Here is a 13,740-nt window from a genome sequence, read left to right as displayed (position 1 = left end):
AGTGTGCGTCGGTTTTTTTACCCTCCGTTAAATTCTTCGAGACGCCTTCCCGAAATTTTGCAACGTCCTGCAACGGCGTAAATAGTCCGGAAGATGCGCCGAAGAAATAGAAACTGGCCCTCGTCTTTTTTTCTCCTCGCTCCATACTGCCGGCATGAAAACACAACGTGGTTATACGCTGATTGAAACGCTGGTCGCGATGCTGATTTTGGTCATGCTAAGCGCAAGTGGACTCTATGGCTGGCAATACTGGCAGCAGTCGCAACGGCTTTGGCAAACCGCCAGCCAGGCGCGGGACTATTTGCTCTATTTACGTGAAGATGCCAACTGGCATAACCGCGACCACAGTATCAGCGTTATCAGGGAGGGGACGTTATGGTACCTTGTGAGTTCCGCTGCTGGGGCCAATACCTGTCATGGCAGTTCACCATTGGTCTTTGTGCCACGCTGGCCCGAAGTCGAAATGAGCGACCTGACACCTTCGCTTGCTTTCTTTGGCCTGCGCAATACCGCATGGGCCGGGCATATTCGCTTCAAAAACTCAACGGGCGAGTGGTGGCTGGTGGTTTCGCCGTGGGGAAGACTCCGGCTTTATCAGCAAGGAGAAACAGAAGGATGCCTGTAAAAGAGCAAGGTTTTTCTCTGCTGGAAGTGTTGATTGCTATGGCGATCAGTAGCGTATTGTTGCTGGGGGCTGCACGCTTTCTGCCTGCGTTACAGCGTGAAAGTTTAACGAGCACTCGTAAGCTGGCACTGGAAGATGAAATCTGGCTGCGGGTATTTACCGTCGCGAAGCATCTCCAGAGGGCGGGTTATTGTCATGGCAGCTGTACCGGCGAAGGGCTGGAAATTGTCGGACAGGGTGACTGTATCATTGTGCAGTGGGATGCGAACAGTAACGGTATCTGGGATCGCGAACCGGTAAAAGAGTCCGACCAGATTGGATTTCGTCTGAAGGAGCATGTGCTGGAAACGCTACGCGGTGCGACATCCTGTGAAGGTAAGGGCTGGGATAAAGTCACTAATCCGGATGCCATCATTATCGACACTTTTCAGGTCGTACGTCAGGATGTCAGCGGCTTCTCGCCGGTGTTGACGGTTAATATGCGTGCTGCCAGTAAGTCTGAACCGCAAACCGTGGTGGATGCCAGCTATAGCGTGACAGGATTCAACCTGTGAACCGCGAAAAAGGTGTTTCGTCACTGGCTCTGGTCCTGATGCTGCTGGTTTTGGGTAGCTTGCTATTGCAAGGAATGAGTCAGCAGGATCGCAGTTTTGCCTCTCGCGTGAGCATGGAAAGTCAGTCATTGCGCCGCCAGGCCATCGTTCAGTCGGCGCTGGCGTGGGGAAAAATGCACTCCTGGCAGACGCAGCCAGCAGTTCAGTGCTCGCAGTACGCTGGAACCGATGCCCAGGTTTGTTTGCGTTTACTGGCAGATAATGAAGCCTTATTGATTGCCGGTTATGAAGGCGTTTCGTTGTGGCGAACAGGCGAAGTCATTGATGGAAAAATTGTTTTTTCGCCACGCGGCTGGAGCGATTTTTGTCCGCTGAAAGAGGGGGCATTATGTCAGCTTCCCTGAAGAATCAACAAGGCTTTAGCCTGCCGGAGGTAATGGTTGCGATGGTGCTGGTGGTGATGATTGTCACTGCGTTATCGGGTATCCAACGAACATTAATGAACAGTCTCGCCAGCAGAAACCAGTACCAACAGCTCTGGCGGCATGGTTGGCAGCAAACGCAACTGCGCGCGATTTCGCCACCTGCCAACTGGCAGGTCAACCGAATGCAGACATCGCAGGCGGGATGTGTCAGCATCAGCGTTACGCTAGTTTCACCCGGGGGCAGAGAAGGCGAGATGACCCGCCTGCATTGCCCGAATCGTCAGTAGTCAGGAGCCGCTATGTTAAGGGTCTACCATTCCAATCGTCTGGACGTGCTGGAAGCGTTGATGGAGTTTATTGTCGAACGCGAACGGCTGGACGATCCTTTCGAACCAGAGATGATTCTGGTGCAAAGTACCGGTATGGCGCAGTGGCTGCAAATGACCCTGTCGCAAAAGTTTGGTATTGCGGCAAACATTGATTTTCCGCTGCCAGCGAGCTTTATCTGGGATATGTTCGTCCGGGTGTTACCGGAAATCCCCAAAGAGAGCGCCTTTAACAAACAGAGCATGAGCTGGAAACTGATGACTCTGCTGCCGCAATTGCTGGAGCGCGAAGACTTTACCCTGTTGCGGCATTATCTGACTGACGATAGCGACAAGCGAAAACTGTTCCAGCTTTCCTCAAAAGCGGCGGACCTGTTTGACCAGTATCTGGTCTATCGTCCGGACTGGCTGGCACAGTGGGAAACAGGACATTTGGTTGAAGGGCTGGGAGAAGCACAGGCCTGGCAAGCCCCGTTGTGGAAGGCGCTGGTGGAATATACCCATGAACTCGGACAACCGCGCTGGCACCGCGCGAATCTCTATCAGCGCTTTATCGAAACGCTGGAGTCCGCGACGACCTGCCCGCCGGGGTTACCTTCGCGCGTCTTTATATGCGGTATTTCCGCGTTACCGCCTGTTTATCTCCAGGCGCTCCAGGCGCTGGGTAAACATATTGAAATCCATCTCCTGTTTACCAACCCTTGCCGTTATTACTGGGGCGATATTAAAGATCCTGCTTATCTGGCGAAACTGCTGACTCGTCAGCGTCGACACAGTTTTGAAGATCGCGAATTGCCGCTATTTCGCGATAGCGAAAATGCCGGACAGCTCTTTAACAGCGATGGTGAACAGGATGTCGGCAACCCGCTGCTGGCCTCATGGGGGAAGCTTGGGCGCGACTACATTTATCTCCTTTCTGACCTGGAGAGCAGCCAGGAGCTGGACGCTTTTGTCGATGTGACGCCAGATAACCTGCTGCATAACATTCAGTCTGACATTCTGGAACTGGAAAACCGCGCCGTTGCGGGTGTGAACATCGAAGAGTTTTCCCGTAGCGATAACAAACGCCCGCTTGATCCACTGGATAGCAGTATCACATTCCACGTTTGCCATAGCCCGCAGCGTGAAGTTGAAGTTTTACACGATCGCTTGCTGGCGATGCTGGAGGAAGCCCCGACACTTACTCCGCGCGACATCATCGTGATGGTGGCTGATATCGACAGCTACAGTCCGTTTATTCAGGCAGTGTTTGGTAGCGCACCTGCGGATCGTTACCTGCCTTACGCCATTTCCGACCGTCGTGCGCGGCAGTCACATCCGGTACTGGAAGCGTTTATCAGCCTGTTATCACTGCCTGACAGTCGCTTTGTGTCAGAGGATGTGCTGGCGCTGCTGGATGTGCCGGTGCTGGCGGCGCGGTTTGACATCACCGAAGAAGGGCTGCGTTATTTACGCCAGTGGGTCAACGAATCCGGCATTCGTTGGGGGATAGATGACGACAACGTTCGCGAGCTGGAACTCCCCGCCACCGGACAACACACCTGGCGATTTGGCCTGACGCGTATGTTGCTGGGCTACGCGATGGAGAGCGCGCAGGGCGAGTGGCAATCGGTTCTACCTTATGATGAATCGAGCGGCTTAATTGCAGAACTGGTGGGGCATCTGGCTTCACTGCTAATGCAGCTAAACATCTGGCGTCGCGGGCTGGCACAGGAGCGTCCGCTAGAAGAGTGGTTGCCGGTTTGTCGCGATATGCTCAACGCCTTCTTCCTGCCGGATGCGGAAACCGAAGCGGCGATGACGCTGATCGAACAACAATGGCAGGCGATTATCGCCGAAGGTTTAGGTGCGCAGTATGGCGACGCGGTGCCGCTGTCACTATTGCGTGATGAACTGGCACAGCGTCTGGATCAAGAACGTATCAGCCAGCGTTTTCTCGCCGGACCGGTTAACATTTGTACTCTGATGCCAATGCGTTCAATTCCGTTCAAAGTGGTTTGCCTGCTGGGAATGAACGACGGCGTTTATCCACGTCAGCTTGCGCCATTGGGCTTTGACCTGATGAGCCAGAAACCGAAGCGTGGCGACCGTAGCCGTCGCGATGACGACCGCTACCTGTTCCTGGAAGCGTTAATTTCCGCGCAGCAAAAACTCTATATCAGCTATATCGGGCGTTCCATTCAGGATAACAGTGAACGTTTCCCGTCGGTACTGGTGCAGGAACTGATCGACTACATCGGGCAAAGTCATTATCTACCGGGCGATGAAGCGCTCAACTGTGATGAAAGCGAGGCAAGGGTAAAAGCGCATCTTACTTGCCTCCATACCCGGATGCCGTTTGATCCGCAAAACTACCAGCCAGGCGAACGACAAAGCTATGCTCGTGAATGGCTACCTGCGGCCAGCCAGGCTGGTAAAGCACATTCTGAATTTGTTCAGCCGCTGCCGTTTACCTTACCGGAAACCGTGCCGCTGGAAACGCTACAACGATTCTGGGCACATCCGGTGCGGGCGTTCTTCCAGATGCGTTTGCAGGTGAACTTCCGTACTGAAGACAGCGAAATCCCAGACACCGAGCCATTTATTCTGGAAGGACTTAGCCGTTATCAAATCAATCAGCAGTTATTGAATGCACTGGTTGAGCAGGATGATGCCGAACGCTTGTTCCGCCGCTTCCGGGCGGCAGGGGATTTACCGTATGGCGCTTTTGGTGAAATTTTCTGGGAAACACAGTGCCAGGAGATGCAGCAGCTTGCCGACAGAGTCATTGCCTGTCGCCAGCCGGGGCAGAGTATGGAAATTGATCTCGCCTGCAACGGTGTGCAGATAACTGGCTGGTTGCCGCAGGTGCAGCCGGATGGCCTGTTGCGCTGGCGTCCCTCTTTATTAAGTGTGGCGCAGGGAATGCAACTTTGGCTGGAACACCTTGTCTACTGTGCCAGCGGTGGTAATGGCGAAAGTCGCCTTTTTCTACGCAAAGACGGTGAGTGGCGTTTTCCGCAGCTTGCAGCCGAACAGGCTTTGCATTACCTCTCACAACTGATTGAGGGGTATCGTGAAGGAATGTCCGCGCCATTGCTGGTGTTACCTGAAAGTGGCGGCGCGTGGCTAAAAACCTGTTATGACGCGCAAAACGATGCCATGCTGGATGACGATTCCACGTTGCAAAAAGCCCGTACGAAATTCCTTCAGGCTTACGAAGGCAACATGATGGTGCGTGGCGAAGGTGATGATATCTGGTATCAACGGCTCTGGCGGCAATTAACACCAGAGACAATGGAGGCCATCGTTGAACAGTCGCAACGTTTCCTGTTACCGCTGTTTCGCTTTAATCAGTCATGAGTGTTGTATAAAAATTGCGCAATCTGTCCGCTTACTTTATGATGCGCACCAGTCACGGACTGATGGTTATATAAACATAGGCTGACTCGTGCAGCACAAGATTAAATTCTGGCAGATGATTTGCGTTAACCTGTTGAATCTGTCCAGAAAATAAAGTTGATTATGAGGTCCGTGAATGCCCCGCAGCACCTGGTTCAAAGCATTATTGTTGTTTGTTGCCCTCTGGGCACCATTAAGTCAGGCAGAAACGGGATGGCAGCCGATTCAGGAAACCATCCGTAAAAGTGATAAAGATAACCGCCAGTATCAGGCTATACGTCTGGATAACGGTATGGTGGTCTTGCTGGTTTCTGATCCGCAGGCAGTTAAATCGCTCTCGGCGCTGGTAGTGCCCGTTGGGTCGCTGGAAGATCCCGAGGCGTACCAGGGGCTGGCACATTACCTTGAACATATGAGTCTGATGGGGTCGAAAAAGTACCCGCAGGCTGACAGTCTGGCCGAATATCTCAAAATGCACGGCGGTAGTCACAATGCCAGCACTGCGCCGTATCGCACGGCTTTCTATCTGGAAGTTGAGAACGACGCCTTGCCCGGTGCGGTAGACCGCCTGGCCGATGCTATTGCAGAACCCTTGCTCGACAAGAAATACGCCGAACGTGAGCGTAATGCAGTGAACGCTGAATTAACCATGGCGCGTACGCGTGACGGGATGCGCATGGCACAGGTCAGCGCAGAAACCATTAACCCGGCACACCCCGGTTCAAAGTTTTCTGGTGGTAACCTCGAAACTTTAAGCGACAAACCTGGTAATCCGGTGCAGCAGGCGCTGAAAGATTTCCACGAGAAGTACTATTCCGCCAATTTGATGAAGGCGGTTATTTACAGTAATAAACCGCTGCCGGAGTTGGCAAAAATGGCGGCGGACACCTTTGGTCGCGTGCCGAACAAAGAGAGCAAAAAACCGGAAATCACCGTGCCGGTAGTCACCGACGCGCAAAAGGGCATTATCATTCATTACGTCCCTGCGCTGCCGCGTAAAGTGTTGCGCGTTGAGTTTCGCATCGATAACAACTCAGCGAAGTTCCGTAGTAAAACCGATGAATTGATTACCTATCTGATTGGCAATCGCAGCCCAGGTACACTTTCTGACTGGCTGCAAAAGCAGGGATTAGTTGAGGGCATTAGCGCCAACTCCGATCCTATCGTCAACGGCAACAGCGGCGTATTAGCGATCTCTGCGTCTTTAACTGATAAAGGCCTGGCTAATCGCGATCAGGTTGTGGCGGCAATTTTTAGCTATCTCAATCTGTTACGTGAAAAAGGCATTGATAAACAATACTTCGATGAACTGGCGAATGTGCTGGATATCGACTTCCGTTATCCGTCGATCACCCGTGATATGGATTACGTCGAATGGCTGGCAGATACCATGATTCGCGTTCCTGTTGAGCATACGCTGGATGCAGTCAATATTGCCGATCGGTACGATGCTAAAGCAGTAAAGGAACGTCTGGCGATGATGACACCGCAGAATGCGCGTATCTGGTATATCAGCCCGAAAGAGCCGCACAACAAAACGGCTTACTTTGTCGATGCGCCGTATCAGGTCGATAAAATCAGCGCACAAACTTTCGCCGACTGGCAGAAAAAAGCCGCCGACATTGCGCTCTCTTTGCCAGAGCTTAACCCTTATATTCCTGATGATTTCTCGCTGATTAAGTCAGAGAAGAAATACGACCATCCAGAGCTGATTGTTGATGAGTCGAATCTGCGCGTGGTGTATGCGCCAAGCCGTTATTTTGCCAGCGAGCCCAAAGCTGATGTCAGCCTGATTTTGCGTAATCCGAAAGCCATGGACAGCGCCCGCAATCAGGTGATGTTTGCGCTCAATGATTATCTCGCAGGGCTGGCGCTTGATCAGTTAAGCAACCAGGCGTCGGTTGGTGGCATAAGTTTTTCCACCAACGCTAACAACGGCCTTATGGTTAATGCTAATGGTTACACCCAGCGTCTGCCGCAGCTGTTCCAGGCATTGCTCGAGGGGTACTTTAGCTATACCGCTACGGAAGAGCAGCTTGAGCAGGCGAAGTCCTGGTATAACCAGATGATGGATTCCGCAGAAAAGGGTAAAGCGTTTGAGCAGGCGATTATGCCCGCGCAGATGCTCTCGCAAGTGCCGTACTTCTCGCGAGATGAACGGCGTAAAATTTTGCCCTCCATTACGTTGAAAGAGGTGCTGGCCTATCGCGACGCCTTAAAATCAGGGGCTCGACCAGAGTTTATGGTTATCGGCAACATGACCGAGGCCCAGGCAACAACGCTGGCACGCGATGTGCAAAAACAGTTGGGCGCTGATGGTTCAGAGTGGTGTCGAAACAAAGATGTAGTGGTCGATAAAAAACAATCCGTCATCTTTGAAAAAGCCGGTAACAGCACCGACTCCGCACTGGCAGCGGTATTTGTACCGACTGGCTACGATGAATACACCAGCTCAGCCTATAGCTCTCTGTTGGGGCAGATCGTACAGCCGTGGTTCTACAATCAGTTGCGTACCGAAGAACAATTGGGCTATGCCGTGTTTGCGTTTCCAATGAGCGTGGGGCGTCAGTGGGGCATGGGCTTCCTTTTGCAAAGCAATGATAAACAGCCTTCATTCTTGTGGGAGCGTTACAAGGCGTTTTTCCCAACCGCAGAGGCAAAATTGCGAGCGATGAAGCCAGATGAGTTTGCGCAAATCCAGCAGGCGGTAATTACCCAGATGCTGCAGGCACCGCAAACGCTCGGCGAAGAAGCATCGAAGTTAAGTAAAGATTTCGATCGCGGCAATATGCGCTTCGATTCGCGTGATAAAATCGTGGCCCAGATAAAACTGCTGACGCCGCAAAAACTTGCTGATTTCTTCCATCAGGCGGTGGTCGAGCCGCAAGGCATGGCTATTCTGTCGCAGATTTCCGGCAGCCAGAACGGGAAAGCCGAATATGTGCATCCTGAAGGCTGGAAAGTGTGGGAGAACGTCAGCGCGTTGCAGCAAACAATGCCCCTGATGAGTGAAAAGAATGAGTGATGTCGCCGAGACACTAGATCCTTTGCGCTTGCCCTTACAGGGCGAGCGCCTGATTGAAGCCTCTGCCGGCACAGGCAAAACCTTTACGATTGCGGCGCTCTATTTGCGCCTGTTACTTGGACTAGGCGGTTCCGCCGCCTTTCCCCGCCCGCTGATCGTTGAAGAACTGCTGGTGGTCACCTTTACCGAGGCTGCCACGGCAGAATTGCGCGGTCGTATCCGTAGCAATATCCACGAGTTGCGCATCGCCTGTCTGCGTGAAACCACCGACAATCCACTGTACGAACGCCTGCTGGAAGAGATCGACGATAAAGCGCAAGCCGCGCAGTGGTTGTTGTTAGCCGAACGGCAGATGGATGAAGCGGCAGTCTTTACTATTCACGGCTTTTGCCAGCGCATGCTCAACCTGAATGCCTTTGAATCCGGCATGCTGTTTGAGCAGCAGCTGATTGAAGATGAGTCTCTGCTACGCTACCAGGCCTGCGCCGATTTCTGGCGTCGCCACTGCTACCCGCTGCCGCGTGAAATAGCCCAGGTCGTCTTTGAAACTTGGAAAGGGCCGCAGGCGTTGCTGCGCGATATTAATCGTTATCTGCAAGGCGAAGCGCCGGTTATCAAAGCACCGCCGCCCGATGATGAAACGCTGGCTTCCCGCCACGCGCAAATTGTGGCGCGTATTGATACGGTAAAACAGCAGTGGCGCGACGCAGTGGGTGAACTGGATGCGCTGATCGAATCTTCTGGTATTGATCGACGCAAGTTTAACCGTAGCAATCAGGCTAAATGGATCGAAAAGATCAGCGCCTGGGCAGAAGAAGAGACAAACAGTTATCAGTTGCCGGAGTCGCTGGAAAAATTCTCCCAGCGTTTCTTAGAAGATCGCACGAAGGCCGGGGGGGAAACCCCGCGACATCCACTGTTTGAGGCGATCGATCAACTGCTTGCAGAACCATTGTCGATCCGCGATCTGGTGATCACCCGCGCATTGGCTGAGATCCGCGAAACAGTAGCGCGTGAAAAACGCCGCCGTGGCGAATTGGGTTTTGATGACATGTTAAGTCGGCTCGATTCCGCGCTGCGTAGCGAAAGCGGCGAGGTGTTGGCAGCGGCGATCCGTACGCGATTCCCGGTGGCAATGATCGATGAATTTCAGGATACCGACCCCCAGCAGTACCGAATTTTTCGCCGTATCTGGCACCATCAGCCGGAAACCGCATTGTTGCTGATTGGCGACCCGAAGCAGGCCATATATGCATTCCGGGGTGCGGATATCTTCACTTATATGAAGGCGCGTAGTGAAGTTCACGCCCACTACACTTTAGACACCAACTGGCGCTCCGCACCTGGAATGGTGAACAGTGTGAACAAGCTTTTCAGCCAGACTGATGACGCGTTCATGTTTCGCGAAATACCGTTTATTCCAGTGAAATCAGCCGGGAAAAATCAGGCGTTACGTTTTGTATTTAAAGGTGAAACGCAGCCTGCGATGAAAATGTGGCTGATGGAAGGCGAAAGCTGCGGCGTTGGCGACTATCAAAGTACCATGGCGCAGGTATGTGCTGCGCAAATCCGCGACTGGCTACAAGCCGGACAGCGGGGCGAAGCGTTGCTGATGAACGGCGACGACGCGCGTCCGGTGCGTGCTTCGGACATCAGCGTGCTGGTGCGCAGCCGCCAGGAGGCCGCCCAGGTGCGCGATGCCTTAACGTTGCTGGAAATCCCTTCCGTTTACCTTTCGAACCGCGACAGTGTTTTTGAAACTCTGGAAGCGCAGGAAATGCTTTGGTTGTTGCAGGCGGTGATGACGCCCGAACGTGAGAACACCCTGCGCAGTGCGCTGGCAACGTCAATGATGGGGCTGAATGCGCTGGATATTGAAACGCTGAATAATGACGAACATGCGTGGGATGCGGTAGTCGAAGAGTTCGATGGTTATCGGCAAATCTGGCGCAAACGTGGCGTTATGCCGATGCTGCGGGCGCTGATGTCGGCGCGTAACATTGCAGAAAACTTGCTGGCAACGGCAGGCGGTGAGCGGCGTCTTACCGATATCTTGCATATCAGCGAACTGCTTCAAGAAGCCGGAACGCAGCTGGAAAGTGAACATGCGCTGGTACGCTGGTTATCGCAACATATCCTCGAGCCAGACAGTAATGCCTCCAGCCAACAAATGCGCCTCGAAAGTGATAAACATCTGGTGCAGATTGTCACGATCCATAAATCGAAAGGGCTGGAATATCCGCTGGTCTGGTTGCCATTTATTACCAATTTCCGCGTCCAGGATCAGGCGTTTTATCACGATCGCCACTCGTTTGAGGCAGTTTTGGATCTTAATGCTGCGCCAGAAAGCGTCGACCTCGCGGAGGTCGAACGTCTGGCGGAAGATCTGCGTTTGCTTTACGTGGCGCTGACGCGTTCGGTTTGGCATTGCAGTCTCGGCGTTGCACCGCTGGTGCGCCGTCGTGGCGATAAAAAAGGTGACACCGACGTCCACCAAAGTGCGCTCGGGCGTTTGCTGCAAAAAGGGGAACCGCAAGATGCGGCAGGGCTTCGCACCTGTATTGAAGCGTTATGCGATGATGATATTGCCTGGCAAACGGCACAAACTGGTGATAACCAGCCCTGGCAGGTTAATGATGCTTTAACTGCAGAACTGAATGCGAGGACACTACAACGATTGCCCGGCGATAACTGGCGTGTCACCAGCTACTCCGGCTTGCAGCAGCGTGGTCACGGTATCGCTCAGGATCTGATGCCACGGCTGGATGTTGATGCCGCAGGCGTGGTCAGCGTCGTTGAAGAACCGACGTTAACACCGCATCAGTTCCCGCGCGGTGCGTCACCGGGGACATTCTTGCACAGTTTGTTTGAAGACCTCGATTTTACCCAGCCGGTTGACCCGAACTGGGTACAGGAAAAACTGGAACTCGGCGGCTTTGAATCGCAGTGGGAACCGGTGTTGACCGAGTGGATCACGGCTGTCCTCCAGGCACCTCTCAATGAAACGGGTGTTAGCCTGAGTCAGCTTTCCGACCGCGATAAACAGGTGGAGATGGAGTTTTACCTGCCGATTAGCGAACCGCTCATCGCCAGCCAGCTTGATGCACTAATTCGCCAGTTTGACCCGCTATCCGCTGGCTGCCCGCCGCTGGAGTTCATGCAGGTACGCGGCATGTTAAAAGGCTTTATCGACCTGGTATTCCGCCACGAAGGGCGTTATTACCTGCTCGACTATAAATCCAACTGGCTGGGTGAAGACAGTTCGGCTTACACCCAACAGGCTATGGCAGCAGCGATGCAGGCACACCGCTATGATCTGCAATATCAGCTTTATACCCTGGCGCTGCATCGTTATCTGCGCCATCGCATTGCTGATTACGACTATGATCTTCACTTTGGCGGCGTTATCTATCTGTTCCTGCGTGGCGTTGATAAAGAACATCCGCAACAAGGGATTTACACAACCCGACCCAACGCCGGGTTGATTGCCCTGATGGATGAGATGTTTGCCGGTATGACCCTGGAGGAGGCGTAATGAAATTGCAAAAGCAATTACTGGAAGCTGTGGAGCACAAACAGCTACGCCCGCTGGATGTGCAATTTGCCCTGACCGTGGCGGGAGATGAACATCCTGCCGTCACCCTCGCGGCGGCACTGTTAAGTCATGATGCCGGAGAGGGACACGTCTGTTTGCCGCTTTCACGACTGGAAAATAACGAGGCGTCACATCCGCTGTTGGCGACCTGTGTCAGTGAAATCGGTGAGCTACAAAATTGGGAAGAATGCTTGCTGGCTTCTCAAGCGGTCAGCAGGGGAGATGAACCCACGCCGATGATCCTCTGTGGCGATCGTCTTTATTTGAATCGCATGTGGTGTAACGAGCGGACGGTAGCGCGCTTCTTCAATGAGGTGAATCATGCCATTGAGGTTGATGAAGCTCTACTGGCGCAAACCCTGGACAAACTTTTTCCAGTAAGCGATGAAATTAACTGGCAAAAAGTTGCAGCGGCAGTGGCGCTGACGCGGCGGATCTCGGTGATTTCCGGCGGTCCAGGCACCGGTAAAACGACCACCGTGGCGAAGTTGCTGGCAGCGTTAATTCAAATGGCCGACGGCGAACGCTGCCGTATCCGTCTGGCTGCACCAACGGGTAAAGCTGCCGCGCGCTTAACCGAATCTCTCGGCAAGGCTTTGCGACAGTTACCGCTGACCGATGAACAAAAGAAACGCATTCCGGAAGATGCCAGCACTTTGCACCGATTGCTGGGCGCGCAGCCGGGTAGCCAGCGTTTACGTCATCATGCCGGTAACCCGCTGCATCTTGATGTGCTGGTGGTAGATGAAGCGTCAATGATCGATCTGCCTATGATGTCGAGACTGATCGACGCCTTGCCAGATCATGCGCGAGTGATCTTTCTCGGCGATCGTGATCAACTGGCCTCGGTTGAGGCTGGGGCTGTGCTGGGCGATATCTGCGCTTATGCCAACGCGGGCTTTACCGCCGAGCGTGCCAGGCAGCTAAGCCGCCTGACGGGGACTCACGTTCCGGCAGGAACCGGCACAGAAGCGGCATCTTTGCGCGACAGTCTCTGCCTGCTGCAAAAAAGCTATCGTTTCGGCAGCGATTCTGGCATTGGTCAGTTAGCTGCGGCGATCAACCGTGGTGATAAAACGGCAGTGAAAACCGTTTTTCAGCAGGATTTTACTGATATCGAAAAACGACTTTTACAGAGCGGCGAAGATTATATTGCGATGCTTGAGGAAGCTCTTGCGGGTTACGGACGTTATCTGGATCTGCTGCAAGCGCGTGCCGAGCCGGATTTAATCATTCAGGCGTTCAATGAGTACCAGCTTTTGTGCGCCCTGCGGGAAGGGCCGTTTGGCGTGGCTGGACTGAATGAGCGAATTGAGCAGTTTATGCAACAGAAGCGCAAAATTCATCGTCATCCGCACTCTCGTTGGTACGAAGGCCGACCGGTGATGATTGCCCGTAATGACAGCGCGCTTGGGTTGTTTAATGGCGATATCGGTATTGCGCTGGATCGCGGGCAGGGGACGCGCGTCTGGTTTGCGATGCCGGACGGCAATATTAAGTCTGTGCAACCGAGTCGCTTGCCAGAGCACGAAACTACGTGGGCGATGACGGTACATAAATCGCAGGGATCGGAGTTCGACCATGCGGCGTTGATTTTACCGAGCCAACGCACGCCGGTAGTAACGCGAGAGCTGGTATACACCGCGGTGACCCGCGCGCGTCGTCGTCTGTCGCTGTATGCCGATGAGCGTATATTAAGTGCGGCAATCGCCACTCGTACTGAGCGGCGCAGTGGTCTGGCGGCGTTGTTTAGTTCGCGGGAATAAACGTAATTGCCGGATGCGACGCACGAGTGTTACGCCTGCCGCA

At 53.5% G+C, this 13,740-nt stretch carries 8 protein-coding genes; all 8 read left to right on the top strand.

The genetic code is table 11. From position 1 onward, the window contains the following. Nucleotides 1–154: 154 nt before the first annotated feature. The 8 genes from ACUU1M_RS03045 to recD all read left to right on the top strand — a co-directional run bounded on the left by ACUU1M_RS03045 (nucleotide 155) and on the right by recD (nucleotide 13,697). Nucleotides 155–625 (top strand): prepilin peptidase-dependent protein, encoded by a 471-nt coding sequence (locus tag ACUU1M_RS03045; RefSeq protein ID WP_000857057.1) that lies wholly within the window; start codon nucleotides 155–157, stop codon nucleotides 623–625. Continuing rightward, nucleotides 616–1,179 carry a prepilin peptidase-dependent protein gene (locus ACUU1M_RS03040; RefSeq protein WP_001144322.1) on the top strand — a complete coding sequence of 188 codons (564 nt, stop codon included), beginning with the start codon at nucleotides 616–618 and terminating at the stop codon, nucleotides 1,177–1,179. Before ACUU1M_RS03045 ends, ACUU1M_RS03040 begins: the two co-directional genes overlap by 10 nt. Continuing rightward, nucleotides 1,176–1,583, top strand: a complete 408-nt coding sequence (locus ACUU1M_RS03035) for a DUF2509 family protein (RefSeq protein WP_001078387.1) — start codon at nucleotides 1,176–1,178, stop codon at nucleotides 1,581–1,583. The genes ACUU1M_RS03040 and ACUU1M_RS03035 overlap by 4 nt, the downstream gene beginning before the upstream one ends. After that, nucleotides 1,568–1,891 carry a prepilin-type N-terminal cleavage/methylation domain-containing protein gene (locus tag ACUU1M_RS03030; protein ID WP_001276480.1) on the top strand — a complete coding sequence of 108 codons (324 nt, stop codon included), beginning with the start codon at nucleotides 1,568–1,570 and terminating at the stop codon, nucleotides 1,889–1,891. The genes ACUU1M_RS03035 and ACUU1M_RS03030 overlap by 16 nt, the downstream gene beginning before the upstream one ends. 12 nt (nucleotides 1,892–1,903) lie before the next feature. Beyond that, on the top strand, nucleotides 1,904–5,272 hold the full coding sequence (gene recC / locus ACUU1M_RS03025; RefSeq protein WP_000946914.1) for an exodeoxyribonuclease V subunit gamma: 3,369 nt from the start codon (nucleotides 1,904–1,906) through the stop codon (nucleotides 5,270–5,272). Nucleotides 5,273–5,447: 175 nt separating this feature from the next. Beyond that, the gene (gene ptrA, locus ACUU1M_RS03020) at nucleotides 5,448–8,336 is read left to right on the top strand and encodes a pitrilysin (protein ID WP_001138158.1); all 2,889 of its coding nucleotides are present in this window, start codon (nucleotides 5,448–5,450) and stop codon (nucleotides 8,334–8,336) included. Next, the gene (gene recB / locus ACUU1M_RS03015; protein ID WP_001285972.1) at nucleotides 8,329–11,871 is read left to right on the top strand and encodes an exodeoxyribonuclease V subunit beta; all 3,543 of its coding nucleotides are present in this window, start codon (nucleotides 8,329–8,331) and stop codon (nucleotides 11,869–11,871) included. Before ptrA ends, recB begins: the two co-directional genes overlap by 8 nt. Next, complete coding sequence (recD, locus tag ACUU1M_RS03010; RefSeq protein WP_000775955.1) at nucleotides 11,871–13,697, top strand: exodeoxyribonuclease V subunit alpha; 1,827 nt, start codon at nucleotides 11,871–11,873, stop codon at nucleotides 13,695–13,697. The genes recB and recD overlap by 1 nt, the downstream gene beginning before the upstream one ends. Nucleotides 13,698–13,740 lie beyond the last annotated feature (43 nt).

This window comes from Shigella sp. SIG6, from assembly GCF_053555815.1.
Note: the sequence above shows the minus strand (reverse complement) of the source record. Positions and strands in the feature narration are given on the sequence as shown.